General features: G+C 61.5%; 23 protein-coding genes. 12 read left to right on the forward strand and 11 right to left on the reverse strand.

The annotated features are described in order from the left end of the window. Positions 1–166: 166 nt before the first annotated feature. Positions 167–352: an alpha/beta fold hydrolase gene (locus BN1800_RS29085; protein ID WP_244564697.1), complete on the forward strand. Its 186-nt coding sequence runs from the start codon at positions 167–169 to the stop codon at positions 350–352. A 12-nt stretch (positions 353–364) separates the two neighbouring features. Here the strand turns inward: BN1800_RS29085 and purB are convergent, their stop codons facing one another. From purB to BN1800_RS29105, 4 genes are all read right to left on the reverse strand, one after another. Further along, positions 365–1,666, reverse strand: a complete 1,302-nt coding sequence (gene purB / locus BN1800_RS29090) for an adenylosuccinate lyase (RefSeq protein ID WP_087002445.1) — start codon at positions 1,664–1,666, stop codon at positions 365–367. Between the two features lie 64 nt (positions 1,667–1,730). Then, the gene (locus BN1800_RS29095) at positions 1,731–2,216 is read right to left on the reverse strand and encodes a hypothetical protein (RefSeq protein WP_027512419.1); all 486 of its coding nucleotides are present in this window, start codon (positions 2,214–2,216) and stop codon (positions 1,731–1,733) included. Positions 2,217–2,232: 16 nt separating this feature from the next. Beyond that, complete coding sequence (rpe, locus tag BN1800_RS29100; protein WP_027512420.1) at positions 2,233–2,910, reverse strand: ribulose-phosphate 3-epimerase; 678 nt, start codon at positions 2,908–2,910, stop codon at positions 2,233–2,235. Positions 2,911–3,009: 99 nt separating this feature from the next. Beyond that, positions 3,010–4,083 carry an ABC transporter substrate-binding protein gene (locus BN1800_RS29105; protein ID WP_027512421.1) on the reverse strand — a complete coding sequence of 358 codons (1,074 nt, stop codon included), beginning with the start codon at positions 4,081–4,083 and terminating at the stop codon, positions 3,010–3,012. A 173-nt stretch (positions 4,084–4,256) separates the two neighbouring features. Here BN1800_RS29105 and BN1800_RS29110 point away from each other — a divergent pair, with 173 nt between their 5' ends. The 7 genes from BN1800_RS29110 to BN1800_RS29140 are packed head-to-tail and all read left to right on the forward strand — an operon-like array spanning position 4,257 to position 9,944. Next, positions 4,257–4,751, forward strand: a complete 495-nt coding sequence (locus BN1800_RS29110) for a flavin reductase (RefSeq protein WP_027512422.1) — start codon at positions 4,257–4,259, stop codon at positions 4,749–4,751. A 20-nt stretch (positions 4,752–4,771) separates the two neighbouring features. Then, positions 4,772–5,695 carry an AAA family ATPase gene (locus BN1800_RS29115; RefSeq protein ID WP_087002447.1) on the forward strand — a complete coding sequence of 308 codons (924 nt, stop codon included), beginning with the start codon at positions 4,772–4,774 and terminating at the stop codon, positions 5,693–5,695. Between the two features lie 2 nt (positions 5,696–5,697). Continuing rightward, positions 5,698–6,960, forward strand: coding sequence for a vWA domain-containing protein (locus BN1800_RS29120; protein WP_087002449.1), 1,263 nt, complete (start codon positions 5,698–5,700; stop codon positions 6,958–6,960). Continuing rightward, a complete protein-coding gene (locus tag BN1800_RS29125) occupies positions 6,957–7,286 on the forward strand; it encodes an XdhC family protein (protein ID WP_087002451.1) in 330 nt (109 codons plus the stop codon). Before BN1800_RS29120 ends, BN1800_RS29125 begins: the two co-directional genes overlap by 4 nt. Further along, positions 7,286–7,993, forward strand: a complete 708-nt coding sequence (locus BN1800_RS29130) for an XdhC family protein (RefSeq protein ID WP_027512426.1) — start codon at positions 7,286–7,288, stop codon at positions 7,991–7,993. The genes BN1800_RS29125 and BN1800_RS29130 overlap by 1 nt, the downstream gene beginning before the upstream one ends. Continuing rightward, the gene (locus tag BN1800_RS29135; protein WP_087002453.1) at positions 7,990–9,624 is read left to right on the forward strand and encodes an NTP transferase domain-containing protein; all 1,635 of its coding nucleotides are present in this window, start codon (positions 7,990–7,992) and stop codon (positions 9,622–9,624) included. Before BN1800_RS29130 ends, BN1800_RS29135 begins: the two co-directional genes overlap by 4 nt. Positions 9,625–9,626: 2 nt before the next feature. Continuing rightward, a complete protein-coding gene (locus BN1800_RS29140) occupies positions 9,627–9,944 on the forward strand; it encodes a TfoX/Sxy family protein (protein WP_027512428.1) in 318 nt (105 codons plus the stop codon). Here the strand turns inward: BN1800_RS29140 and BN1800_RS29145 are convergent, their stop codons facing one another. The 5 genes from BN1800_RS29145 to BN1800_RS29165 all read right to left on the reverse strand — a co-directional run bounded on the left by BN1800_RS29145 (position 9,945) and on the right by BN1800_RS29165 (position 14,733). After that, a complete protein-coding gene (locus BN1800_RS29145; RefSeq protein ID WP_027512429.1) occupies positions 9,945–10,367 on the reverse strand; it encodes an NUDIX domain-containing protein in 423 nt (140 codons plus the stop codon). A 7-nt stretch (positions 10,368–10,374) separates the two neighbouring features. Then, a complete protein-coding gene (locus tag BN1800_RS29150) occupies positions 10,375–11,871 on the reverse strand; it encodes a DEAD/DEAH box helicase (RefSeq protein ID WP_087002455.1) in 1,497 nt (498 codons plus the stop codon). A 156-nt stretch (positions 11,872–12,027) separates the two neighbouring features. Next, positions 12,028–13,338, reverse strand: coding sequence for a M23 family metallopeptidase (locus BN1800_RS29155; protein WP_087002457.1), 1,311 nt, complete (start codon positions 13,336–13,338; stop codon positions 12,028–12,030). A 100-nt stretch (positions 13,339–13,438) separates the two neighbouring features. Then, positions 13,439–14,263, reverse strand: coding sequence for a ferritin-like domain-containing protein (locus BN1800_RS29160; RefSeq protein ID WP_087002459.1), 825 nt, complete (start codon positions 14,261–14,263; stop codon positions 13,439–13,441). Next, positions 14,260–14,733 carry a peroxiredoxin gene (locus BN1800_RS29165; RefSeq protein ID WP_087002461.1) on the reverse strand — a complete coding sequence of 158 codons (474 nt, stop codon included), beginning with the start codon at positions 14,731–14,733 and terminating at the stop codon, positions 14,260–14,262. Before BN1800_RS29165 ends, BN1800_RS29160 begins: the two co-directional genes overlap by 4 nt. Before the next feature lie 124 nt (positions 14,734–14,857). On the opposite strand from BN1800_RS29165, the gene BN1800_RS29170 reads away from it, so the two are divergent. Beyond that, positions 14,858–18,253 carry a YhdP family protein gene (locus tag BN1800_RS29170; RefSeq protein WP_087002463.1) on the forward strand — a complete coding sequence of 1,132 codons (3,396 nt, stop codon included), beginning with the start codon at positions 14,858–14,860 and terminating at the stop codon, positions 18,251–18,253. A gap of 48 nt (positions 18,254–18,301) precedes the next feature. On the opposite strand, the gene tyrS is transcribed toward BN1800_RS29170, so the two are convergent. Continuing rightward, positions 18,302–19,558 (reverse strand): tyrosine--tRNA ligase, encoded by a 1,257-nt coding sequence (gene tyrS, locus BN1800_RS29175; protein WP_087002465.1) that lies wholly within the window; start codon positions 19,556–19,558, stop codon positions 18,302–18,304. 109 nt (positions 19,559–19,667) lie between these two features. Here tyrS and BN1800_RS29180 point away from each other — a divergent pair, with 109 nt between their 5' ends. Then, on the forward strand, positions 19,668–20,789 hold the full coding sequence (locus BN1800_RS29180) for an anhydro-N-acetylmuramic acid kinase (RefSeq protein WP_087002467.1): 1,122 nt from the start codon (positions 19,668–19,670) through the stop codon (positions 20,787–20,789). Next, entirely contained in the window at positions 20,786–21,307 is a 522-nt protein-coding gene (locus BN1800_RS29185; protein ID WP_027512437.1) for a GNAT family N-acetyltransferase, read from the forward strand. The genes BN1800_RS29180 and BN1800_RS29185 overlap by 4 nt, the downstream gene beginning before the upstream one ends. A 3-nt stretch (positions 21,308–21,310) precedes the next feature. Here the strand turns inward: BN1800_RS29185 and BN1800_RS29190 are convergent, their stop codons facing one another. Beyond that, positions 21,311–21,988: an alpha/beta hydrolase gene (locus tag BN1800_RS29190; protein ID WP_027512438.1), complete on the reverse strand. Its 678-nt coding sequence runs from the start codon at positions 21,986–21,988 to the stop codon at positions 21,311–21,313. Positions 21,989–22,190: 202 nt separating this feature from the next. Between BN1800_RS29190 and BN1800_RS29195 the strand changes: the two genes are divergently transcribed. After that, a complete protein-coding gene (locus tag BN1800_RS29195) occupies positions 22,191–23,357 on the forward strand; it encodes a cysteine desulfurase family protein (RefSeq protein WP_087002469.1) in 1,167 nt (388 codons plus the stop codon). The last annotated feature ends 31 nt before the right edge of the window (positions 23,358–23,388 follow it).

Raw genomic sequence — 23,388 nt, forward strand, 5'->3', positions numbered from 1 at the left:
GCCAACCATCACTAACCCTCCTGCCGTTCCAACAGAAGCAATATATAATGAGGCTTACTTCAGTTCCAGGTGACTAGATCGGGCGCGCTCCTTTGCAAGCGCGACTAATCATTTCCTGCTCGAAGGTGGTGACGACGGTAGCCCCAAGAACGCGGGCGACCTGTCGGTGCCGCTCCTCGTCATTCATGGAACTTCCGACCCGATATTTCCAATCGCTCATGGCGAAGCTCTCGTCCGAGCGGTTTCCGGCTCGACGCTGCAACGCGTCGAGGGCGGCGCTCATGAGCTTCACAGAGAAGATTGGCCGCAGATCGTTAGCGCGATCGTTTCACATACCGGAAACCGGCAATAAAGCGCTCCGTGGTTAGCCGAAAACGCGCTTGAAGATAGTGTCCACATGTTTGGTATGGTAGCCAAGGTCGAACTTCTCGCGGAGATCTTCTTCGGACAGTGCTGCACGGACTTCCTGGTCGGCGAGTAGTTCTTCGAGAAAGTCCATGCCCTGTTCCCAGACCTTCATGGCGTTGCGCTGCACGAGGCGATAGGCGTCCTCGCGGGAAACGCCCGCCTGGGTAAGGGCCAGAAGAACCCGCTGCGAATGGACGAGGCCGCGGAACTTGTTGAGGTTCTTCTCCATGTTTTCGGGGTAAATCACGAGCTTTTCGACGACGCCGGCCAGGCGGTTCAGGGCAAAATCCAGCGTAATCGTTGTATCCGGGCCGATGGCGCGCTCGACGCTCGAGTGGCTGATATCGCGCTCGTGCCAGAGTGCGACGTTCTCCAGTGCCGGAACGACTGACATGCGCACCAGGCGGGCAAGGCCGGTCAGGTTTTCGGTGAGAACCGGATTGCGCTTGTGCGGCATAGCGGACGAGCCCTTCTGGCCCGGCGAGAAGAATTCCTCGGCTTCCAGAACCTCGGTGCGCTGCATGTGGCGGATTTCGATCGCAACGTTCTCGATCGACGAGGCGATGACGCCGAGCGTGGCGAAGAACATCGCATGGCGGTCGCGGGGAATGACCTGGGTCGAAACCGGCTCGGGCGTGAGGCCGAGCTTGGCGCAGACATGCTCCTCGACGCGCGGGTCGATATTGGCGAAGGTGCCGACTGCTCCGGAGATGGCACCGGTGGCAATCTCGGCGCGCGCCGCAACGAGGCGGGCGCGGTTGCGGTTCATCTCGGCATAGAAGCGGGCAAGGGTTAGCCCCATGGTGGTCGGCTCGGCGTGGATACCGTGGCTGCGGCCGATGCGGACCGTGTCCTTGTGCTCGAAGGCACGCGTCTTGAGCGCGGCGAGCACGCGGTCCATGCCGGCAAGCAAAATGTCGGCGGCGCGCACCAGCTGGATGTTGAGCGTGGTGTCGAGCACGTCGGACGAGGTCATCCCCTGATGGACGAAGCGGCTGTCAGGCCCAACGAATTCGGCAAGGTGCGTCAGGAAGGCGATGACGTCATGTTTGGTGACCGCTTCGATCTCGTCGATCCTGGCGACGTCGAACCTTGCAGCCCCTCCCTTTTCCCAGATCGTCTTTGCTGCGTCCTTCGGAATGACGCCGAGTTCGGCCAGCGCGTCGCAGGCATGCGCTTCGATCTCGAACCAAATGCGGAACTTGGTTTCGGGCGACCAGATGGCGACCATCTCTGGGCGGGAGTAACGCGGGATCATGGCTCACTGCTTTCGTTGCGAGGAAGACTTTCTGGCGCCCCTGTAGCAAAGACGCGCGGTAATCTCAACGCATGCGTTTCGCAAGCGCGTAGCTGGTTACAAGCAGGCAGACCAGGCCAAACGGCAAGAAGAGCCGCAGACCGAGCACGAGGAACTGATAGACGGCGTTCGCGCCGGTAAAGATGAGCTGATAGGTCCAGATGAGGCTCCCGAACGGCGCGTGCCAGCGCGAATAGAAAATGCGGTAGTCCATGGAAAAGAGGAATGCCGTCATCAGCATCGTGCCTGCCGTCAGGCAGACGAAGAAGGCGGCAAAGCGCGTTTCGATCCGCCGCCGATAAGCAAAGAAGCGGGCAATCGGCAACATGAAGGGCCAGGAGAGAAGTCCACCCGCAAAATAGAGACGCGCCAGTTCGATCGCGTGGCCCGTCTCGAAGCGGTTGCGCATGTAAAGCGTCGTCATCGCCGAGGCCATCATCATGAGGCCCCAAAGCGCCGCGCCGCCAAACAGCTCGAAATAGGGTGGTCTGGCAGCGCGTATCCGTTCCATTGTCAGGGATGTAATCTCATGCGCGCCCGGCCTCGGCAGCGCTTCGCAGGTCGCTGATGGCCTTGCGGTAGGCGTCGACCGAGCCACCCTTGAAGATCGCCGAGCCAGCAACGAGCACATTGCCGCCCGCCTTGCCGACGATCGGCGCGGTCTCGACCGTGACGCCGCCGTCGACCTCAAGCTCGATCGGCCTGTCACCGATCAGGGATTTCGCGGCGGCAATCTTCCCGGCCATCGCGGGAATGAATTTCTGGCCGCCGAAGCCGGGGTTCACCGACATGATGAGGATGAGGTCGACGTCGTCGAGAACATTTTCGATCGCCGACAGCGGCGTTGCCGGATTGATCGTCACGCCGGCCCTCTTGCCGAGATTGCGGATCGTCTGCAGCGAGCGGTGAAGATGCGGACCTGCCTCGGCATGGACCGTGATGCGGTCGCAGCCGGCCTTGGCGAAGGCCTCCAGATAGGGATCAGCCGGCGAGATCATCAGGTGGCAGTCGAAGGTTGCGTCCGTATAGGAGCGCAACGATTTGATGACGTCGGCGCCGAAGGAGATGTTCGGCACGAAATGGCCGTCCATGACGTCGAGGTGGATCCAGTCGGCGCCTGCTGCCGTGACGTCGCGCACTTCCTGTCCGAGCTTGGCAAAATCCGCAGCCAAGATGGAGGGGGCGATCCGGATTGGCAGGGTCATGGTACTTCTCACTCCTCGGGAATTCGCGGCGGTTTAGCAGGACACGGGCGAACGGGCAACAGCATGGCGCGCACCCGTAAACTCTGCGTAAATGGCATTCTAATCTCCGGGCGCGGCGAACGTGCCGCGGCGCCATTCCAGCAGCCTGTAAGGGTTCTCCGAAAGCTCGTGGCCGGCGGTGAACGTCAGATCGCCGATCGGCGTATAGAACGTCGTCCCGACGAGTTTTTCCGCCACCGTCTCTCCTTCCGCCGTGGCAGTCGTTGCCGCCTGCTGCGCGATGGCTGCTGCTGCGACTGCCGGCAGGACATAGCCTTCAGGCTCGATGCCTTGCGCCCGCAATGCTGCCGCTGCGGCTTGTGCGGGCCGCAAAGTGTCGAATTCCGGCATGGTGACCGCACGCACGCCGTCTGGAAGCGGCAGCGGCTGATTTGCCGCCCGCATGGCATCTCCGCCCAGAATATCGAGCGGAATCTTCTCCGCTGCGGCGTCTCGAGCGATGACAGCGACGTCGGCGCGGTCGCCGCCGATGAAAACCTTGGTGGCACCGGCCTTCCTCAGGCGGCGGACGAGGGCGATCTGCTGGTCTTGACCCGGCCGATAGGTATCCGTAAAGACGGGCTTCAGCCCTTTTTCCTCAAGCGCATTCCGGACGGCCTCGGTCAGTTCGCGGCCATGGATGGTGCCGTCCTCTATGAGGGCTATCGGGGCTGCCTCCCAGTCGTTGAGGATCGCTTCGATGATGCGTGCGGCTTCGGCGCCATCGGCTGGCGCCAGGCGAAACAGCGGCCAGCCGTTTTTCAATGCATCCTCCATCAGAATGCGGGCGCGCACCGAGACGGTGATCGCCGGGATGTTCGCATCCTTGAGCTTGGGCAGTACGCTTTCCAGCGTCTCGCTGCAGAGAAAACCGATCGCGACCTGCACCTTGGCGTTCACCAGCGCATCGGCAATCGCGGCACTACTGTTTTCCTCGCAGGGCTCATTGATCGCGACGACAGTGTTGCCATCCTTGGTGATCTGATAGCTCGCCCCGGCGAAAACCTGCGCGCCGAGCTGCTGCAGGCTGCCTCCCTGGGGAGCGACAACGCCGATCGTAACACCCGTGGCATGGCTTGCGGCGGCTGCCAGAAACAGCATCGAAAAAGCCGCTATGCCACGCAGAATATTCATGAAAATCGCCGTTTCCCTGTCGCCCTCCATGCCCTTTTAGCTGCCCGGCGGCAATCGTCAAAGAAAAACAGGCCGAATGCGCCGCATTTCGTCGGCTTCATTGTAGAAAAGGTAACCGATGGCATCCATATTAGCGGCACGAGAATAGGCGGCGCGGCCGCAGGAGACCGCATTTGTTGAACAGGCAGCCGATCGATCCGCAGCTTTATCGCGATGCCATGAGCCGTTTCGGCGGTCATGTGCAGCTTGTGACAACGGTGCTTGGCGAGACACGCCGCGGCGTGACGATCACCGCTGCCTGCTCGGTATCAGACGATCCTGCCTGCGTGCTCGTCTGCCTGAACAACAGCAACCCGAAGAACGACATTTTTTTCCAGAGCGGGATTTTTGCGCTGAATACGCTTGGCGCGCATCACCAGGCGCTCGCCGACGCCTTTTCGGGACGTGCGCCGATGAGCAATGACGAACGATTTGCGAGCGGCAGGTTCGAGAAGCTGGTCACCGGCGCGCCCGTGCTCTGGGATTCCCTCGCCTCCTTCGATTGCAAGGTCATGGAAATCAAGGAGATGTCGACTCACCACATCATCTTCGGCGAGGTCGTGGCCGTGCGTTTCAACGAAACAAAGCCGGCGCTGCTCTATATGAACCGGGACTACCACGCGCTATAACTCCCTAAAAGGGAGGAGCTATGCCCGATCATCCGCAGCAGCCCGCGTCTATCGACGAGACGATCGCCATGCTGGCAGGCGAGGATTATCTCGCGGGCCGGTCGCTGGCGACGGTGCTCTTTCTCGCCCTGAAGATGAAACGGCCGCTGTTTCTCGAAGGAGAGGCCGGCGTCGGGAAGACCGAGATCGCAAAGGTGCTTTCGAAAGCGCTCGACCGGCCGCTGATCCGGCTGCAATGCTACGAAGGCCTCGATATCGCATCCGCCGTCTACGAGTGGAACTATCCGGCGCAGATGCTGGAGATCCGGCTTGCGGAAGCTTCCGGGTTGACGGATCGCAGCCGCATCGAATCCGATATCTTTTCCGAGCGCTACCTTATCCGCCGCCCGGTGTTGCAGGCACTTTCGTCCGCAGACGGTCGCGCGCCGGTCTTCCTGATCGACGAACTCGATCGCACCGACGAAGCTTTCGAAGCCTTCCTGCTGGAAGTACTCTCGGATTTCCAGGTGACCATCCCCGAACTCGGGACCATCAAGGCCGCCGAGCCGCCGATCGTCATCATCACGACCAACCGGACGCGCGAGGTACACGATGCGTTGAAGCGCCGCTGCCTCTATCACTGGGTTGATTATCCGGAAGCCGAGCAGGAACTCGAAATCATCCACCGGAAGGTGCCGGGCTGCAACGAGGCGCTGTCGCAGCAGATCGTCGCCTATGTGCAGAAGCTGCGCACGCTCGATCTCTTCAAGAATCCCGGGGTGGCCGAGACGATCGACTGGGCGACGGCGCTCACCGAACTTGACCGTCTGGCGCTTGATCCGGAAACCATTTCCGACACGATCGGTACACTTTTGAAATATCAGGACGACATTGCGCGCATCCAGGGCGGCGAGGGCGTGCGGGTGCTGAACGAGGTCAAAGACGAGTTGAGAGCCGCAGGCTAGAGATGGAAACGCAAGCCCCGCACGACAGTATCGCGGTTCCGCCGTTGCCGCTGGGCGAGGGGCGCTTTGCCGACAATATCGTTTTCTTTGCCCGGACGCTTCGCAAGGCCGGTCTCAAGATCGGTCCGGGTTCCATTGTCGATGCCATCGAAGCGGTCGAGGCAATCGGCATGGGTTCGCGCGAGGAGTTCCACGCGGCGCTCTTTGCAGTCTTCGTCAAACGTCACGAGGACAAGCCTGTTTTCGACGAAACCTTCAGACTTTTCTGGCGCTCCCGCGATCTGGTGGAGAAGATGATTGCGATGATGTCGCCGCGTGCGCCCGACAATCGCGAAAAAGAAAAGGCGAAGGTGGGTGAGACGCGTGCCAGCGATGCGCTTCTCGGCGACCGGCGCGACAATAGACCAACTCGCGATGAGCCGGATATCGAAATCGATGCGCGGTTCACCACATCCGGCAACGAAGTCTTTCGCCGGATGGATTTCGCGCAGATGTCGACGGCGGAAATTGCGTTGGCGAGAAAAGAACTCGCCCGGCTGCAACTGCTGCTCGACAGCGTGCCGACGCGGCGCTTCAGGCAATCGCATGTTCACCGGCAGGTCGATCCGCGGGCGACGATGCGCTCGGCGCTGCGCACCGGCGGCTCGCTGATCCTGCCGCGCTATCGCGAACAGAAGGAAATCCAGCCGCCCTTGGTGGTGCTTGCGGATATTTCGGGCTCGATGAGCCAGTACACCCGCATCTTCCTGCATTTCCTGCATGTGCTGACGGAAAGCAGGCGCCGCGTTCACACATTTCTTTTTGGAACGCGGCTCACCAACGTCACGCGGCAGATGCGCCACAAGGATGCGGACCAAGCCTTGGACGAATGTGCTAGCGCCGTGAAGGACTGGTCCGGCGGCACACGCATCGGCGAAACGCTGAAGGAATTCAACCGGTTGTGGGCGCGCCGCGTCCTCGGCCAGGGAGCCCTGGTGCTGCTGATCACCGACGGGTTGGAGCGGGAAGGCATCGAGTTGCTGGCCGAAGAGATGGACCGGCTACACCGATCCTGCCGGCGGCTGATCTGGCTGAACCCGCTTCTGCGCTTCGATGGCTTCGAGCCGCGGGCTCGCGGCGTTCGCGCCATGCTGCCGCATGTTGACGAATTCCGTCCGGTTCACAATCTATCCTCCTTGAGCGACCTTGCTGTGGCGCTCGGCGCAGGCAGATCGCCGACACACGATCGGCGGCGTTATCTCGAGAAAATGAAAGGCATGGCATGAGCGAGACGTCTTTCGGCCTCGATCCGCTGATGGCGGCGGAGGAATGGAAGAAGAGCGGCCGCGACGTGGCGATCGCGACCGTCATCGAAACCTGGGGTTCGGCTCCGCGCCCCGCTGGCAGCCATCTGGTGATCGATGGCGACGGCAATTTCGAGGGCTCGGTCTCCGGCGGCTGCGTCGAAGGTGCGGTCATCGCCGAGGCGATGGACGTGATCGGCGACGGCAAGGCGAAGATGCTGGAATTCGGGGTTGCCGACGAGACTGCCTGGCGCGTCGGGCTATCCTGCGGCGGCCGCATCCGCGTCTTTGTCGAAAGGCTCGGCTGATGGACATTGCCAATCTGGAGCGCCTGAACGCCGCCCGCCGGGCGCGCAAGGCCGTGATGCTGGTTACGGACCTGGAGCGTGGAACGGATCGTGTGATCCTCGAAGGCGGGCCTGTCGATGGCGCGCTCGGTGATGCGGTGGCGGCGGCATTCCGCTCTGGCAAGTCCGCCACTTGCGAGATCGATGGCGGCAGATACTTTCTCAACGTGCATCTGCCGCCGGCGCATATCGTCATCATCGGGGCAGTGCATATCAGCCAGGTCCTGGCGCAGATGGCGGCGCTTGCCGGCTTCGACGTCCGCATCATCGATCCGCGGACTGCCTTTGCAACGCCGGAGCGTTTCGCCGGGACGGACCTGACGGCTGATTGGCCGATCGATGTCCTGAAGGACCGTCCACTCGATGCCTACACGGCCGTCGTCGCGGTCACGCACGATCCGAAGATCGACGACTTCCCGATTGCCGAGGCGCTTCGGACCGGCTGCTTCTATATCGGCGCGCTCGGCAGCCGCAAGACCCACGGCTCGCGTCTCGATCGGCTGAAGAAGGAAGGTTTTTCCGACGGCGAGCTGGCCCGGATCAAGGGCCCGATCGGGCTTGATATCGGCGCCTCCAGCCCGGCGGAGATCGCCGTCGCGGTTCTTGGGCAGATCATCCAGGCACTGCGCTCGCGCGACATCACGTCTCCGAAAGGCGACAAGGCATGATCTTTGGCGAATTCGGTGTCAACGGTGCGGAAGGGCTCGTGCTCGCCCATTCGATTAAGATGGCGGACGGGACGCTGCCGAAAGGACATGTGGTTGATGCTGCGGACGTTGTGTGGCTGAAGAAATCGGGAGTGGAGAAGATTGTTGCGGCGCGCCTCGAGGACGGCGACCTCGGCGAGGACGAAGCCGCCGCGCGGTTGGGTGAGGCGATCGCTCCGGATCATCTCCGCTTTTCGGAGGCAGCGACTGGCCGCGTGAACATCTATGCCTCGACGGACGGGCTTTTTGTGGCTAACCGGGAAGCTGTCGATCGGCTGAACCGCATCGATCCTGCGATCACGCTCGCCTGTCTTGCAGACCATACGCATGTCAGCGCGGGCGACATGGTGGCGACCTTCAAGGTTATTCCGCTGGCGGTTCCAGGCGCGAAGATCGATACTGCCTGCGCCGAGCTCCGCGCGACCGCACCATTTCAGGTGAAACCGTTTGCCGATCACGCCGTTTCGCTGATTGCCACGGAGCTGCCCTCGTTGAAGGTGTCGGTGATGGACAAGACGGCGCGCATCCTGGAGCGGCGACTGGCCGCTTCCGGCAACCGGCTGTCGCGGGAGCGGCGCGTGCCCCATGAGGCTAAGGCGCTTGCGGCCTCGATCAAGGATGTCATGGCGATTCCGGAGGACGCGCCGAAGCTCGTCGTCGTTTTCGGCGCCTCGGCGGTCATCGACGCGGCGGATGTCATTCCGGAAGCGATACGCGACGCGGGCGGGCGCATCCTAAGTGTCGGCATGCCGGTCGATCCGGGAAATCTGATGGTCCTTGGCCGCATCGGCGAAACTTATGTCGTCGGCGCTCCGGGCTGTGCCCGCAGCCCGAAGGAAAACGGCTTCGACTGGGTTCTCGACCGCATCCTGGCCGGCGAGGAACCGCGCGCGCGCGACGTCACCGGAATGGGCGTCGGAGGCCTGCTGATGGAGATACAATCGCGGCCACAGCCGCGCGACGTGCCTGCCAGGAAACGTGCGGATGCTTCCGTTGCGATCGTCCTGCTTGCCGCCGGCCGGGCGCGCCGCATGGGCGAGGGCGGCCGGCACAAGCTGCTGGCCGAATTCGACGGCATGCCGCTGGTGCGCCGCTCGGCATCGATTGCTGTTGCCAGCAGGGCTTCGTCAGTCACGGTCGTGACGGGTCATCGCCGTGCCGAGATTGAAGCCGCACTTGATGGCTTGAGCGTGCAGCTGGTCTTCAACGCCGATTATGCTTCCGGCATGGCAAGCTCTCTCGCGGCCGGCTTCGCGAATGCCCATGCGGGCGGCGCAGACGGCGTCCTCGTCATGCTTGCGGATATGCCGGGGGTCTCGACGGCGGACCTCGATCATTTGATCAGCGCATTCGAGCAGGCCGAAGGCCGGGCGATCGTTCGGGCGGTCTCCGGAGGCAAGCGCGGAAATCCCGTCATTCTGCCACGATCACTGTATCATCCAGTGCTTGCGCTCGAAGGCGATGTCGGTGCGCGCCACATCATCGAGACGGCAGGGCTACCGGTCGTCGATGTCGACATCGGCGAGAGCGCGCATCTCGACGTGGATACACCGGAGGCGATTGCCGCGGCAGGCGGCATACTGAAAGGATAGAAATGGACGCGGCTGGTATAGAGGAAATGTTTCAGGGGCTCGGTCCCGTGACGATCAAGCGCATGTTCGGCGGCAAGGGCATCTATCACCTCGGCCGCATCGTCGCCGTCGAAGTCGGCGGCGAGGTGCTGCTCAAGGCGGACGGCGAGAGCTCGCCGGAATTTGCCGCAGCGGGCTCCAGCCAATGGGTCTATGAGGGCAAGAAAGGCAATCCGGTTAAAATGCCCTACTGGTCGATCCCGGAAGCCGCCTATGACGATCCGGATGAAATGGCGAAATGGGTCCGGCTTGCCTACGAGGCGTCGCTCAGAGCCGAATAATCAGCGGAAGTCTTCGCTGTCCAGATAACCGATTGCGGCCTTGGCGAAGTCGGAGAGCGGAGTCGGCAGTTCGGATCGCGTGAACCAACCGAAATCCGAGAGTTTTTCCGGCTCCGTCAGCTGAGGATCGCCTTCGACCTGTCGAGCGATATAGAGAAACGAGACCCAATGCTGCGCGTCAGGGCCTGAAATCACTTCCGCGTGACCGAGAAGTTCGGTTCGAGCAATCGTCAATCCGGTTTCTTCCTCGGCTTCGCGGCGCGCGGCTTCGGCTGTTGGCTCCATATGGTCGACTTTGCCGCCGACGATGCTCCAGTGACCGGCTTCGGGCGCACCAATGCGCCTGTAAAGCAGGATCTTGCGGTCGCGCAAAATCACCATGCCGACGCCGAGACCCGGAAAATCGATGCCAGGCTTGCCCATCGGACGATCAGATCTTGGCGTTTGCCGCGATCAGCATGAAAGCGGGAATGTCGTCGCCGAAACCGACGGGCGTCGGGCCGTCGTCGTGGTCGCGATAGCGGCGGCGGTCACGACTGTCGTCGTTTGCCGGGTAGGGCCTGGAGTTGCGCGCGCTGTTCTGCGGCTTGTTTTCTGTTTTGCGCTCGTGCTTCACGCTTTCGGCCTTTGCTGGTGCTGCTGCTTCGATGGCTTCGACGGCATTATCCTCGGCGCCGACATCAGTTTTATGAACCCGGCGTTCCTTAGGGCGGCCACGGCCGCCCTTGTCGCGATCCCGGCTACCCGCGCGGCGCGGGCGATCGTCTTCGCGGCCCGGTTCCGGAGGCGGAAGAGCGGAAAGATCGCCACTCAGCCATTCGACCTTCTCGCCGATCAGCTTTTCGATCGCGTCGGCATGTTTCTGGTCACGGCTGGTGACGATGGTGAAGGCAGCGCCGGAACGGCCCGCGCGGCCAGTGCGGCCGATGCGGTGCACGTAATCCTCGGCATGGATCGGAACATCGAAGTTGAAGACGTGGCTGACGTCAGGAATGTCGAGACCGCGGGCGGCGACGTCGGAGGCGACGAGCAGTTGCAGCTGCCCGTCACGGAAGCTCTGAAGCATATTCGTGCGCGAACGCTGGTCCATGTCCCCGTGGAGCGCACCGACGGAGAAGCCATGGCGTTCCAGGGAACGAAAGAGGTCGGCCACGTCCTTCTTGCGGTTGCAGAAGATGATCGCGTTCTTCAACTCTTCCTGCGCACGGACGAGCTCTCGCAGGGCGGCGCGCTTCTCGTAATCCTTGCCGTGGGAGGCGACGAAGCGCTGCGTGATGTTCGCGGCGGCGGAGGCCGGCTTTGCGACTTCGATGCGTTCCGGATTCTGCAGGAACCGGTCGGCGAGCTTCTGGATTTCCGGCGGCATGGTCGCCGAGAAGAACAGCGTCTGGCGCGTGAAGGGGATGAGTTTGGCGATACGCTCGATATCGGGGATGAAGCCCATGTCGAGCATACGATCTGCCTCGTCGATGACGAAGATTTCGACGGCACTCATCAGGAGCTTGCCGCGCTCGAAATGGTCGAGCAGGCGGCCGGGTGTGCAGATGAGGACGTCTGCGCCACGCTCGAGCTTGCGGTCCTGGTCTTCGAAGGATACCCCGCCGATCAGCAGCGCCACGTTCAGGCGATGGTTCTTGCCGTACTTCTCGAAGTTTTCAGCGACCTGCGCGGCGAGTTCGCGCGTCGGCTCGAGGATGAGCGTCCGCGGCATGCGGGCACGGGCACGGCCCTTTTCCAAGAGCGACAACATCGGCAGCACGAAGGATGCCGTCTTGCCCGTACCGGTCTGCGCGATCCCGCAAATGTCACGGCGCTGCAGGGCGAACGGAATTGCTCCTGCCTGGATAGGAGTGGGGATCGTGTAGCCGGCGTCGGTAACGGCGGAAAGCACTTTTTGGCTCAGGCCAAGATCAGCAAATGTCGTCAAGGGGGAAACTATTTCCGTTCAGGTTCGGCCATACTCTGTTGAGTCGGCAGGATTGCATGCCGCAATGCAGCGCGACATAATCCCAAACGGCTTGCAAGTCAAGGAATACGGGCCCTGCGGCGCTCGTATAGGTAAAACTGTCGTTACTGCAGTTGATTATTTGATGTAAGTGGCAAGTTTAAGACCGGCATTCATGAAATACACAGGATCGACCGCGCGGCCGTTCTGGCGTACCTCGTAATGCAGATGCGTACCCGTCGAGCGGCCGGTGCTACCGGCAAGGCCGATCACATCCGACCGGCCGACCGTATCGCCGGCCCTCACCAGGATCTGCGACATATGGCCGTAACGGGTGGAAACGCCGTTGCCGTGATCAATCTCGACCATGTTGCCGTAGCCGCCTGTCCAGCCAGCATTGACGACCGTGCCCGGGGCTGTAGGACGCACTCTCTCACCCGGAGCAAAGCGGAAATCAACGCCGGAATGGAAGGCGAGGCGGCCGAGGAAGGGATCGCGCCGATTGCCGAAGGGGCTGGTGATTTCCTTGCCGATCGCCGGATTGCGGAACGGGAGGGTTTCGGCCGTGCTGCGAACGGCTTCAAGGCGCGTCAAGGCGGCATCGAGCTGCGCGAGGGAATTGTTGAAATCGTCGCCGTTTTCCGGCTCGACATACGGGCCGCCTACGGCGCTGTCATCCGCGGACTTGACGGCAGCCTGTTCCGGCACAGCAATCCTGAAGCGGGTCAGGACTTTCTCGATACTGTTGGCGGCATTGCCTGCATCCGCCGTCAATTGTTCGAGACGGGCGCGCTGATCTTCTTCCACGCCTTTCAGCGAAAGCGTGACCTTCGAGAACAGTCGGTCGGCACGATCGCCGATGGTTTCGGGTGCTGGTACATAGGCGAGTGCGGAATTACCGGGCGACGCGCCGGCCGGTTCGCCGGTGCCTGCCACCAGCTTGCCGATCGCCTCGGCACCCCCTGAAAGGGATGCACGTTTATCCCTCGTCGCGGGTTCGAAGGATTGGACGGGCCCCACGGTCTCATCCTTCCCCGTCAGCCCGGAATTTTCGGCACGGTCGAGGAGGGAGCCGAGCTTGCCATGGCGCGAGGTCAGCGCCATCTGCTGCTCCATGAGCTTGTCAACCTTGTCCTCCACCAGCTGCTGGTCGAGCAGCTGACGCGAGGTGACCCGGTCGACCTGCGCACGCAGAGCCGCGATGCGATCTTCATAATCATGCTGCATGCGGGCCTGGCGCGCCATGGTGGCGCCGATCAGGTCGTCGCGAAGGACGAGGTAGGAGGTTGCAAGCAGATAGCCGATCACCAAGACGCCGGTAAAGCAGAAGGCAAGCGCTGCCATCCACGGCTTTATGGTTACGTGCCGGACTTTGTCGCCGCTGGCGAGAATGAGGATATGTTCCTGCGAACGCTTGCCGAATACGCGATTATGCTGTGCATGCGTCACGGAGAATCTCCCAATTGATGCGCCCGTGCTTCGATCAGGAGTGATTACACATCGTTATGGTTAACAAATACCCAAGCCGGCTCGTTGATGCATGTATAGGTTACAAATTGCTAGTTGAAGTCAACGAACGATAGAAAGAAGGCGTGAGCCCGGCTTCCGCGCGCGCCAGATCGTTGAACGGCGGCTTCAGCGGCCCCCGGAAGTTTGCGCGCACCAGGTCCTTAAAGGTCTGCGCTGGGTCGCGGCGTCCGCGGGCGCAGAGGAAGCGGAACCACTTGGCGCCAACTGCCACATGGCCCTTTTCATCGTTGTAGATGACATCGAGCACCGCTGCACTTGCGAGATCGCCGGTTTCGCGCATCTTCGCCTGCAAGGACGGCGTGACGTCCAGGCCGCGGGCTTCGAGAATCAGTGGGACGACGGCAAGCCGTGCCGTGAGGTCGTTCCTTGTCGCGTGCGCGGCCTGCCATAGGCCGTCATGGGCGGGCATGTCGCCATAGTCGGCGCCGAGATCCCGCAGGCGCCCGCGGACCAGGCGAAAGTGCTTCGCTTCCTCGAAGGCAACCTGCATCCATCCGTCGAAGAACGAATTCGGAACCGCTTCGGTTGCAAAACGCGCAACGATATCGAGCGCTAAATCGACGGCATTGAGCTCGATATGCGCGATCGCGTGAAGCAGCGCGATACGGCCGTTGACGGTGTGCAGCGAGCGTCTCTCGACCTGTGTCGGGGGCACCAATGCCGGCTTTTCCGGCCGGCCGGGCCTCTCCGGCAGCGGCGCATCACGCGGCGAACGCAGGGAAACCCTTCGTGCGAACCAGCGGGTCGCCGCTTCCTGTGCGAGGGCTGTCTTGCGATCGAGATCGGCGGAGCAGATGGCGTCGATCGCGCCGCCACGCAGCGATGTCATCGAAAGCGCGTTCATGCGCTGAGGTTCCTGACGGCCTTCAGAACGTCTTCGGCATGGCCGGGCACCTTGACCTTCTGCCAGATCATCGCGACCGTGCCATCAGTGCGGATCAGAAAGGTCGTGCGCTCGACGCCCATGAAATTGCGGCCGTACATGCTCTTTTCCTTCCAGACGCCGTAGGCCTGCAGGGTCGTCTTCTCTTCGTCCGACGCGAGCGCGACCGAAAGGCTGTGCTTCTTGATGAAGCGTTCGTGGCATTTGACCGAATCGGGTGACATGCCGATGACCGCCGCCCCGGCGGCGTCGAAGTCGTCGGCCAGAGCGGTGAAGGCCAGCGATTCCGCCGTGCAGCCGGTCGTATCGTCCTTCGGATAGAAGAACAGAACCAGCGGCTTTCCGCGGAAATCGGAAAGCGATACCCGTCCGCCGCCGTCGCGGGGAAGATTGAAATCCGGGGCCGTGGCGCCGATGCCGAGAACCGCCATGTGTGGTAACCTTTCTTTCGCCGAGTTTATGGATGACACTGTAATCGGCGGATATATATTGAAGCTCAATTCGTCCAGCCAGACCGGGGCGGTCAGATTCTAACTCAGGGGTTATCCAAAGCGCATGGCGGCGATTCGCGGCGAAAAAATTACGTTTTGCAAGAAAGATATCGTCGCACTGCATGAGCTTCCCTCCGCACAGGCCGAAGACCCGATCATCGTGCATTGCCCGCCGCCGCCGCGCTCACACGTCCGGCGTGCGGCAAATGTGACGGCTGGTTGCGTTGCCGCTATCCTCTTTGTTCTGGCGGCGATCATTTTCACTATCGAAAGCGGCATGTTCGACACGACGCTGTCGCGCCAGGCGCAGACCGCGTTGAATTCGGCGATAGGTCCCCGCTATCGGGCAGAGGTAGGGTCGACCGTCATCCGTTTCACATCCGGTGCGCAGCTCGCGCTTGAAGCCCGTAGCGTCAATATCATCGATCAGCAAAGCGGGCAGCATCTGTCGACGACCGGCGCGATGCGCATGGCGCTCGATCCGTTTGCGCTCTTTCGTGGACGTGTGGCCGTGACGGCGATCGAAGCCGAGGATATTGCGCTCGACACGGCGCTTCTGCCATCCGGTGGCTCGGTGGACTTAAGCAAGCTTCGCATCGACGCAATTCCGCAGGCGATGGAAGCGGCGTTTTCCCATCTCGATATCCTGGACGACTTTGTCGAACGTGGGGGGACGGATACTGTCCGTCTCTCCGGCATCGACATCAAGCTCGCAGACACCGTCAACGGTCCGCTTTCGATGGTGGTCGACAATCTGGTCTTCGCGCATTCGGGGCCGTCTTCGATGCATTTGACGGGCGAGGTGGCGATCAATGGCGAAGTGGCGATGCTGGACGTGCTTGCTGAAAAGAGCGCCGGGAAAGCCTCACGATTTACGGCGAAGCTCACCCATGCCGATCTGACGCCATTTACTCTGAAGCGAAACGTGCTTGGGGAAATCCGGCAGGGCGTGAACAGTTTTGCGGACGTTGGCGTTTCCGCCGTACGCGGCGCTGGCGATGTCGCGCCGTCCCTCGCTGCCAGGGCAGATATTGCGCCGGGGTTGATCTATCTCGATGGAGACGAGCAGCAGCTGAACGGCGGCCGCATCAATCTCGGCTACGACTTCACGAAACAGACGCTTGAGATCGCAAGATCGCAAGCGCAATTCGGCAACACCTCCGTTCCGTTCAACGGCGCCATCATCGACCTCGACAAGCTCGATCCGGCGGCTGGTAAGGGCTTTGGCATCGATCTCCTGATCAGCGGCGGCACGGCTGCTCCAGTGGGGTCGGGCGAACAGCCGCTGGCTTTCGATCTCCAGGCGATGGGCCGCTATCTCGTCGCCCCGCGGGAGCTGCAGTTCACGGGCATGACGGTTTCCAGTCCTCTGGGGCAGCTGTTCGGATCGCTTCATGTCAATTTTGGCGACAAATCACCGGAAATCAGTTTCGCCGGACAATCGCAGCAGCTTCAGACGGCTGCGATCAAGCAGCTCTGGCCGTTCTGGATGGCGCCCAGGGCGCGCGATTGGGTACTTGGAAATCTCTTCGGCGGTACGGTCACCAATGCGTCGATTTCCGTATTCATCCCGTCCGGCAAACTGGATGAGGCCGTCGGCAAGGGGCTGAGGCTCGGCGACGAGCAGATCCGTATCAATTTCGATATCGCTAATGCACGCATGAACGTGGCGGGTGATATTCCGCCGATTCGCGATACATCCGCCCATTTCGACCTGACCGGCCAACGGGCGGTCATTTCGATCAAGAGCGGCACCTCCTATTTCGCGTCAGGCCGTTCTGTCAGCCTCGGAGAGGGCACCTTCGTGCTGCCCTCAACTTACGAAAAACCGCTGATGGCGGAAATGAAGCTCGCCATCTCCGGCGATGCCGATGCCGTGGGCGAACTCCTGACTTATAAACCGGTCCAGGTCCTGCAGCGCGCCGGCCTCATGGCCGGGGACCTCAAGGGCAAGATCACCGCCGACGTCGAGGCGCGGCTCGGCCTTCTGAGATCGCAGAATCCTCCGCCACCGGAATGGAAGGCGGCGATGCAGCTCAGTGGTGTCGATATCGGCAAGCCGGTGTCGGGCCGGATGATCAACAATCTGAACGGCACGCTCGACGCCGATCCACGGCAGGTGACGCTCGATGCTGAAGGCCAGATCGACGGCGTAGTCGCCGAAATCGAACTCGTCGAACCGACGGACAAATCGTCCGGTATCAAGCCGCAGCGCATCATCACGGCGACGCTGAACAACGCTCAGCGCGCAAAGGTGCTTCCTGGCCTATCCGGGATCATCGACGGCAGCCTGACAATGCAGCTGACGAAAATCGATGAGGAACGCCAGAACGTTCGGATCGATCTCGACAGGGCGTCGCTGCAGCTGCCCTGGATCGGCTGGGCGAAGGGAAGCGGGATCGGCGCAACGGCGGAATTCGAAGTATCGGGGCCGCCCGAGAACACGCAAATCAGGAGTTTCCGCCTGGAGGGCGACGGCTTCGGTGCCAGCGGCTCGCTTGTCCTCAACAAGGGCGATCTGGCATCCGCCGATTTCGACCGCGTGCGACTTTCGTCGCTTGACGACTTCGCGTTATCGATCAGGCGTAACAGGGGCAATTTCGACGTTTCGCTATCGGGGGACACGGCTGATGTGCGCCCGATTCTTGCGAGATTGAAGAACGGGCAGGGCAATAGCGACGAAGACGGCGGCAGCTCCAATGTCTCCGTTCGTGCGAAGCTCAGCAGCGTCGTCGGCTTCAACGATGAAAAGATCCGCAATCTGGAGGCCACTTACATCTCGCGCGGCGACCGGCTGCAGGCACTGAATTTCTCCGGCGTCACCGGCAGCGGTGAGGCGGTTGTCAGCCAGACTAGAGAAGGCCGTGTCCTGAACATCACCAGCGGCGACGCCGGTGCCGTCTCGCGCTTTGCAGATTTCTACCAGCACATGCAGGGCGGCTTGCTCAACATGTCGGTCAGGCTTGGGAACGGCGGTGATTGGGATGGCTCCGTCGACATACGCCGCTTCGCCATCATCAACGAACAACGCCTGCACTCGATCGTTTCAACGCCGGTCGGCGAGGATCAGCGCAGTCTCAATTCCGCCGTCAAACGCAACATCGACACGTCGGCGCAGCGCTTCCAGCGCGGCTTCGCGCGCATCGTCTCGCGCGGCGGCGTGATCGGTGTCGAAAACGGCGTGGTGCGCGGCGATCAGATCGGGGCCACGTTCCAGGGCGTGATCCGCGATCAGGGCGGCAACATGGATATGACCGGCACCTTCATGCCGGCCTATGGCTTGAATCGGCTGTTTGCGGAACTGCCGGTCATCGGCATCATTCTCGGGAACGGTTCGGACCGCGGCCTGATCGGCATCACATTCAAGCTGACGGGCAAATTCGACCATCCGGCCATGCAGATCAATCCGCTGTCGATTATCGCGCCAGGCGTTTTCCGTAACATCTTCGAGTTCCAATAAAAAAGCCGGCGCGGGGGCCGGCTTCCTTTAGGTTCGATAGCGTGCCGGTCAGGCGGCGCGGCGGACCAGGATGTGCTTCTTCTTACCGAGCGAGAGCTTGATGACGCCATCGGCGGTGATCTCGCCGCTGCCGATCAGCCGGCGCTCGTCGCTGACCGCCTGGTCGTTGATGCGCACCGCACCGCCTTGCACATGACGGCGGGCTTCGCCGTTGGAGGCGGCAAGGCCGGCGCGGACCATCAGCGAAAGCAAGCCGATGCCGGCGTCGAGTTCGGAGGCGGGAACATCTACGGAAGGAAGGTTCTCGGCAACGCGACCTTCCTCGAAGGTCGTACGTGCGGTTTGGGCTGCGCTCTCTGCATTCTCGCGTCCGTGGACGATCGCGGTCGCCTCGGTCGCAAGTATCTTCTTCGCTTCATTGATTTCCGATCCGCCGAGGGCCTCCAGTTTGGCGATTTCGGAAAGCGGCAGACGTGTGAAGATCTTCAGGAAGCGGCCGACGTCGGCATCTTCCGTGTTGCGCCAGTACTGCCAAAAGTCGTAGGGGCTGAAGACATCCTCGTTGAGCCAGACGGCACCGGAGGCAGACTTGCCCATTTTTGCGCCGGAACTCGTCGTCAGCAGCGGTGTTGTCAAAGCGTATAGCTGCGGCGTCCCCATGCGGTGACCGAGGTCCACGCCGTTGATGATATTGCCCCACTGATCCGATCCGCCCATCTGCAGGCGGCAGCCATAGCGGCGGCTGAGCTCGACGAAGTCGTAGCCCTGCATGATCATGTAGTTGAATTCGAGGAAAGAGAGCGACTGCTCGCGGTCGAGACGCAGCTTTACGCTGTCGAAGGAGAGCATGCGATTGACCGAAAAGTGGCGGCCGACATCGCGCAGGAACTCGACATAGTTCAGCTTCATCAGCCAATCGGCATTGTTGACCATCGTCGCATCAGTCTTGCCTTCGCCGAAACGCAGGATACGCGAGAAGATTTTCTTAATGCCTTCGATGTTGGTCGCGATCGCCTCGGGCGTAAGGAGCTTGCGTTGCTCGTCGCGGAACGAGGGGTCGCCGACCATCGAGGTGCCGCCACCCATCAGTGCAATCGGCCGATGGCCGGTTTCCTGCAGCCAGTAGAGCATGGTCGCGGAGATCAAGTTGCCGATGTGAAGGCTGGTCGCCGTAGCGTCGTAGCCCACATAGGCCGTCACGGTTTCCTTGGCGAACAATTCGTCGAGGCCCGATTCATCGGAGATCTGATGAATGAAGCCGCGCTCTTTTAATGTGCGCAGGAAATCGGATTTGAACTCGGACATGACTTCGTCTCTTCGGGGTGTCGGATTGATACTTGTTGAAGTGCCGCGGCGCGTTTAGCACTGTTTTGCCGAAAGTGCACTATTCCGTTCGGAATGTTTTGGAGGATGGATGGGTAAAATAAGAACCGCGATCGGCCTGATGAGCGGTACGTCGATGGACGGGATCGATGTCGCCCTGGTTCGCACGGACGGTGAAGCCCACGTGGAACGCGGGCTGTTCCTGGGTATGCCTTACGATCCGGCCTTTCGCGACAGGCTGAAGCTTGCGCTCGAACAGGCAAAATCCATCCGCAGGCGCGAAGAGCGCCCCGGCGAGCTTGCGGCGATCGAGCGCGAACTGACGATACGTCATGCATCTGCCGTTGCGGAATTTCTCAATCGTCACGGTCTGGATCGCAGCTCGATCGACGTCGTAGGGTTCCACGGCCAGACCGTGCTGCACCGGCCGGACGAAGCGTTGACCGTCCAGCTCGGCGACGGGCCACTGCTTGCGAGGGAAACCGGCATTGCGGTCGTCTACGACATGCGCGCCAACGACATGTTGCACGGCGGTCAGGGCGCGCCGCTCGTGCCGGCCTATCACGCAGCGCTGGCGGGGACTATTCGAGGCACCAAACTGCCGGTCTGCTTCGTCAATATTGGCGGCATTTCGAACCTGACCTATATCGGCGCCGAAAGCGCAATCGCCGCCTACGACAGCGGGCCGGGAAACAGCTTGATCGATCAATGGGTCGAGACCCACGCCGGAATACCGTTCGATCAGGGCGGCATGATCGCGTCGGAAGGCAAGATCGTCGCCAAACTAGCCGACCGATACCTGAACAGTCCGTTCTTTACGGCCGGGAAACGCCGGTCGCTCGACCGCAACGACTTTCTGCCGCCGAACGGCAAGGACGCCGAACTTGCCGACGGTGCGCGCACGCTTGCTTATGTCGCTGCGGCCTCGATCATCAAATCGGCCGGTCACCTGCCGGTGACACCGGCCCTTTATGTCATCTGCGGCGGCGGGCGGCTGAACCACACGATCATGCGGGACCTTGCTGATCTCGCTGCGCAGCAGAAAGCCGCCGTGATCTCCGCCGAGGACGCTGGCTTCAACGGCGATGCCATGGAGGCCGAAGCTTGGGCCTATCTCGCGGTGCGATCGCTGGAGGCACTGCCGCTCACCTTTCCCGGCACGACCGGCGTTCGACAGCCCGTCAGCGGCGGCATTCTTGCGAGGTCACAATGACGGAAGAGATCATTCTGGAAACACCGCGGCTGCGGCTGGTAATGTGGGACGCAGCGGATGCAGGGCTTATCATGGCGCTGCATTCAACGGTAGGCACGACGCGCTATATGTCAGGCGGCGCACCCTGGGATATGGAAAAGTGTGAGGAACGGCTTGCGAACTGGATCAAGGAACAAGCGCGGGACGGTACGACGAAATACAAGCTGCTGAGCAGAGGTGACAGACGCTTCATCGGCCGCGCCGGAATTTCAATGCATGATCGCGACGAGAACGAATTCGAACTTGGCTATGCGCTTCGCGAGGAGGAATGGGGAAAGGGCTATGCGACGGAGGTAGCGAGCGCGCTTGCCAAGTGGTTCTTCGCCGAGGGGTTCGCCGGGCGCTTCATCGCTTTCACGCATCCGGAAAACTTCGCCTCGCAGCATGTGCTGAAGAAGATCGGAATGCGACAGATAGCGCCCCGGCTGATCGACGGTTTCGTGGCGCCGACATTCGAGCTCGGCGCCACTGATATTTGATTGTCAGCGAATGCGCTTCGCAGCTGGCTCCGGCACCAGTTCGCCGTTGAGGCGCCGGTCGAGGTAATCCTCGCATTCGGCCATCAGCGTGTCGACCTGGCCGTTGAAGAAGTGATTGGCATTCGGCACCGTGCGGTGGGTGATCAGAATACCTTTCTGCGTCTTCAGCTTCTCGACCAGACCGTTAACATCCTTCTCGGGTGCGACCTTGTCGGCTTCGCCGTTGATGATCAGGCCGGAGGACGGGCAGGGCGCCAGGAACGAGAAGTCGTAGGTGTTCGGCTGCGGCGCGATCGACATGAAGCCTTCGATTTCCGGACGGCGCATGAGGAGCTGCATGCCGATCCAGGCGCCGAAGGAATAGCCTGCCACCCAGCAGGTCTTCGAATCGGGATGCAGGCTCTGAACCCAGTCGAGTGCTGAAGCGGCATCCGAAAGCTCGCCGGCGCCGTGGTCGAATTCGCCCTGGCTGCGGCCGATGCTGCGGAAATTGAAGCGCAATGTCGTGAACCCGCGCTTCTGGAACATGTAGAAGAGCTGGTAGACGATCTGATTGTTCATCGTGCCGCCGAACTGCGGGTGCGGATGCAGGATAAGGGCGATCGGCGCGCTTTTTTCCTTGGAGGGCTGGTAGCGGCCTTCAAGACGGCCGGCTGGGCCGTTGAAAATGACTTCGGGCATCGGTACTCCGGGTTTTTATTTTCGCGTTCCTGGCGCTTAGACTTGACGAACGTTGTCAGCTTTTCTAAAACGCAGTTTAGAACAATTCGAAACTTGTATGCGATCCACGCATCGTGGAAGTGTCATAAGGCAAGCCCGGCGGACATTTCAAGAAAAATGAACCGTAGCAGCCTAACTGGAATCAAGCGCAGGACAAAAGAGCATGGCGCCGCCCCGCCTTTATCTTGATTGGAACGCGACATCGCCGCTGCATCGCGCAGCGCGCGAGGCGATTCTGAGCGCGTTCGATCTCTTTGGAAATCCGAATTCGGTCCACGGAGAAGGTCGCGCCGTGCGCGCTGCAATCGAGGCCGCGCGCCGCCAGGTTGCGGCACTGACTGGAGCCGAGCCGGCACATGTGGTTTTTACGAGCGGCGCGACGGAAGCGGTCAATACGGTGCTGACGCCGGATTTCCGCATGGGACGCACGCCGCTTGCGATCGGCCATCTCTATTATTCGGCGATCGAGCATCCGGCGGTGCGTGAAGGCGGTCGCTTTCCGGCTGAAAAGACGACCGAAATTCCGGTCACGTCTGCGGGTGTCGTGGATCTGGAAGCGCTGGAGAGATTGCTTGCGGCCCACGACAAGGCCTCAGGCCCGCCGATGGTGGCGATCATGCTCGTCAACAACGAGACCGGTATCGTCCAGCCGGTTCGCGAAGCCGCCAAGATCGTACAGACGTACGGCGGACTTCTCATCGTCGATGCGGTGCAGGCAGCAGGACGCTTGAAGCTCGGCATCAACGAGCTCGGCGCCGATTTCCTGATCGTGTCTTCACACAAGCTCGGCGGGCCGAAGGGTGCCGGTGCGCTTGTTTCGCGCGGCGAGGTTCTGATGCCGCGGCCGCTGATCCGCGGTGGAGGCCAGGAAAAAGGTCACCGGTCGGGGACTGAAAATTCGTCCGCCATCATTGGCTTTGGTGCCGCCGCAGCCGCGGCGCTTGATGAATTCGACGACCGCAATAGCAGATTTGAAAGGCTTCGCGATCGTCTTGAGGACGGTATGCGGCGTGCGGCGCCCCATGTGCTTATTTATGGCGCGGACGCGCCGCGGGTATCGAATACGAGTTTCTTCACGCTTCCGGGCCTGAAGGCCGAGACCGGCCAGATCGCCTTCGATCTCGAGGGCATCGCGCTTTCGGCGGGCTCCGCCTGCTCGTCCGGCAAGGTCGGCGAGAGCCATGTTCTTGTGGCCATGGGCTGCGACCCGAAAATGGGGGCGCTGCGCATTTCACTCGGCTTTGCGACGACGGAAGCAGAAATCGACAGGGCGGTCGCCGCCTTTGCGAAGATAGCCGGGCGGTGCAGGCCGGCCGGGGAAGCGGCCTGACCGCCTCACTAAATTGCGGAAACGCAAATTT

Source organism: Rhizobium sullae, assembly GCF_900169785.1.
GTDB lineage: Bacteria > Pseudomonadota > Alphaproteobacteria > Rhizobiales > Rhizobiaceae > Rhizobium > Rhizobium sullae.